The 3099-nt window shown below is 44.5% G+C and carries 2 protein-coding genes; both read left to right on the forward strand.

All coding sequences use genetic code 11. The features are described 5' to 3' along the window. A partial coding sequence (locus VN429_RS10605) for an ABC transporter ATP-binding protein/permease (protein WP_325633092.1) occupies positions 1-1814 on the forward strand: 1814 nt, incomplete at its 5' end. Beyond that, a partial coding sequence (locus VN429_RS10610; RefSeq protein WP_325633094.1) for an ABC transporter ATP-binding protein occupies positions 1811-3099 on the forward strand: 1289 nt, incomplete at its 3' end. The genes VN429_RS10605 and VN429_RS10610, both read left to right, overlap by 4 nt.

Consider the following 3099-nt stretch of genomic DNA (forward strand, 5'->3'; position numbering starts at 1 on the left):
AATTAATGCAATCAGATGATATTTCCCTCCTGTCATGGCTTAGCTCAGCTTTATTTGACCGGAGAATCTTCCGGCTTGCTGATGGCATGACAAAAAGTATGGGAATTACAACTCTGGCCGGTCTTATCAGTTCTGGAACAAATATCGCAATGCTCTTTCTGGTAAGTCTTCTTATCGGAGCTGTCATTCATGGCAATCCAATAACAGCCATAATTCCTATTATTTGTGCTATGGTTCTCCTCCTTCTCGTCAGGGGAGGAGCGGAGGCTATGAGGGATCTTTCAGCACAGCGGACTTCTGATCTGATGAAACTCGGAGTCAGAAAAAAAGTGTATGAACATCTCCTTCGTCTCGGTCCTTCATATACTGAACATAAAAGTTCCGGCTCTGTTGCAGCGACCATTGCAGACGGTGTAGACACACTAGAGCAGTATGTAGGATTTTTTATTCCCTGTCTTATCCTCTGCTTTCTGGTTCCATCTATTCTCTTTGTCGCTTTTACTGCCATTCTTGATCTCCCTGTTGCATTAATTCTTCTTGCCTTTGTTCCTTTGGTACCATTCTCGGTAGCACTCTCATACAAACTCTCCTGGAATGAAAAACTGGACATCTGGCGTGATTATCATGATCTCAGTTCATATTATGCTGAAAGCCTGCAGGGACTGACCACATTAAAGATGTTTGGTCTCAGCAGACACCGGGCAGGCCTTATCCATAAGAAGGCTGAAACACTCAAAAATACCTATATTAAAGCCCTGAAGATCTTTTTTGGCGTTCATTACGTCTGTGATGTTGTTCCATACCTGGGATACGGGCTAGCCCTATTATATGCCTGTATTCAGTATTCTTACGGACGATTTTCTTTAGAAGGAGTAATGACAGTCCTTCTGGTTGGCCCGGTTTTTTACGAGCACGTCATTGCTCTGAGCCAGCACTTTCACAACAGTCTGTACGGAAAGCGGGCTCTAGATACCCTTGAGCAGATCATGCAGGAAGAGCCTCAGGTTACAAGTCCTGATACACCCATCCCGGTTCATCGGGTTCCTCCACCAGAGCTCAGGTTTGAACACATCAGTTTTGGATATGAAACAGGAAGAGAAGTTCTCAAAGATTGCTCGTTCACCATAAAATCCGGAGAAACAGTTGCCCTTGTCGGTGCATCAGGAGTTGGAAAAAGTACGGTCATCGATCTTTTATACCGGTTTCATAATCCTCAGCAGGGGTATATTCTGCTTGAAGGAACGCCAATAGACACATTTCCACTATTGCAGCTCCGAGAACAGTTATCACTTGTTTCTCAGGAGACATATCTTTTCTACGATACGATTCGAAACAACATTCTGATAGGCAATCCTTCTGCCACCAAAGAAGATATTGAAAATGCTGCCAAAGCTGCACAGATCCATGACTGGATCTGCAGCCTTGCACAAGGTTATGATACTATCACCGGAGAAAGGGGCACCCGATTATCTGGTGGAGAGAAACAGCGGATAGCTATTGCACGAGCTATCCTGAAAGATGCCCCTGTTCTGCTTTTAGATGAGCCAACCTCAAGTATCGATGCCGGATCCGAGAAACTGATACAAAGAGCTCTAGACGAGCTTTGCAAAGACAGAACGGTTCTCGTGATAGCCCACCGGCTCTCAACTATCAGACGTGCAGACAGAATTATGGTTATGGATGAAGGCAGAATTGTTGAAATCGGAACACATGAACAATTGCTTGAGACTGGTGGTCAATATGCCAGACTTGTTCATGCACAACTCCGGATGCTCAGCACCGAAGATGTTGTATCCCAGGGGGGTGAAGCATGACACAACTCTCTGCATTCAAAGAGCTCGTTCGTCTTACCGGCCTTGTGCGATCTCATTTGCTCCTGCTCACCACTGGCATGCTTTGTGATGCCACAAAACAACTTGTCACCATCGGTATCGGGCTTCTTGGAGTTTTGCTCATCTATACAGCAACGGGAAATGCTCAGGCATCTGCCCTTCTTCCCATTGGTACGGTGATACTTGTCCTTGCATTACTGAGGGGAGTCTGTGGTTACTTTGGTCCTTATCTTAATCATATTGCAGCGTTCAGGATATTATCTGATTTGAGAAACGAATTTTACAAAAAAGTAGATCCCCTTGCTCCTGCGATTTTTGTTTCCCGGCGAACCGGCGATCTTGTCTCAGTTGCGATCAATAATATCGAGATACTTGAGCTCTTCTTTGCACACACGCTCACACAGATAGTGGTTGCAGTTATTGTTCCGTGTATCGTTCTTTGTGGTCTGGCATACATTCATCCCTCACTTGCTCTCATCCAGTTATTGTTCCTTGTACTGACTGCTCTCATTCCTGCACTTTCTGTCCATATTAATCAGCACAAAGGAGACCGGCTCAGGCAGTACCTTGCTACTATGAGTTCATTCCTGATTGATAGTGTTCAGGGAATATGGGAAATTTTAGCATTTGGAAGAGGAAAAGATCGTCTTGATGCAATTATCAAAATGGTTCTTGAGTATCGCAAAGAACAGCGATCATATGCCAGGGTAAACGCTCTCGCCTCTGCTAGTTATGCAATATTAGTCTCTGCCGGTGTAGTGATTGTCCTTGTTCAGGCGACAATTCTGACGCAGGCTGGTGTGATCAATTCTTTTTATCTGCCGATATCTGTTATTTTGTCAGCTGGAGCCTTTACGGCCCTTAAAGAGGTTATTGAAGTTTCAAAACAGCTGAGTATGACAATTGCAGGATCTAAGCGATTTTTTGCAATAATGGATGATATCCCTGTGGTGCAGGAGACTACAGCACCAGAGATAAAAATCTCTTCTGTTCCATCTCTTGAGGTTTCTGATCTCTGGTTCAAGTATGGAGAATCAGAGCCACCTGTTCTTAAAGGAATATCATTCCAGGTTCCTTCAGGATGCACCGCTGCCATTGTTGGAATGACAGGAGCTGGCAAGACGACTCTGACACACCTCTTGATGCGATTCTGGGATGCTGAAAGTGGTTCAATCAGTCTGGATGGTCATGATATCAGGGAATTCCCTCTTGAATATCTCCGAAACCTTGTATCAGTTGTCACTCAAGATATTTTTCTCTTTAATTC

Origin of the sequence: Methanospirillum sp. (assembly GCF_035560735.1) — an archaeon.
Lineage (GTDB): Archaea > Halobacteriota > Methanomicrobia > Methanomicrobiales > Methanospirillaceae > Methanospirillum.